General features: G+C 41.9%; 1 protein-coding gene and 1 pseudogene. Both read right to left on the reverse strand.

The window, feature by feature from the left end; translation table 11 throughout:
• Window positions 1-74 (reverse strand): annotated as a pseudogene (gene recO, locus R7190_RS30220) (DNA repair protein RecO); the annotation flags it as partial.
• A gap of 133 nt (window positions 75-207) precedes the next feature.
• The coding region (locus R7190_RS30225) for a KH domain-containing protein (protein ID WP_318138256.1) at window positions 208-535 on the reverse strand (328 nt) is incomplete at its 5' end.

Here is a 535-nt window from a genome sequence, read left to right on the forward strand (position 1 = left end):
ACATCAAGGATTAAGCTCGATTCACTGTAAGGGCCTCGGAGCAGGACAAAGCAGCGTTGAAAACCTTCTGCAGATCAGTTGCTCATCTAAATCTATGTGCCTAAAAATCTAATGCCAGAATAGTAAAAAATAAGGAGCCATGCGGCTCCTTATTTTAATCGATATTGGATTCTACTTAATATTGAAACGAAGTGTTCTCGCCTCAAATTATAGATCGTCGATGTAACCCAGTGAGCGTAGTGCACGTTCGTCATCTGCCCAACCAGACTTCACTTTCACCCAAGTTTCTAGATAAACTTTACGGCCGAACAGCTCTTCCATATCTAGACGTGCTTCACGACCAATGGTTTTGATCTTCTCGCCGCCTTTACCAATCACCATTTTCTTCTGACCATTACGTTCAACAAGAATCAAAGCATTGATATGGAAACCGTCCGTTTCTGGGTTGTAATCAAAACGCTCAATCTCAACCGTTACAGAATATGGCAGTTCATCACCAGTAAAGCGCATTAGCTTTTCACGTACGATTTCTGAA

The sequence above is a fragment of the Vibrio sp. 1078-1 genome (assembly GCF_033340475.1).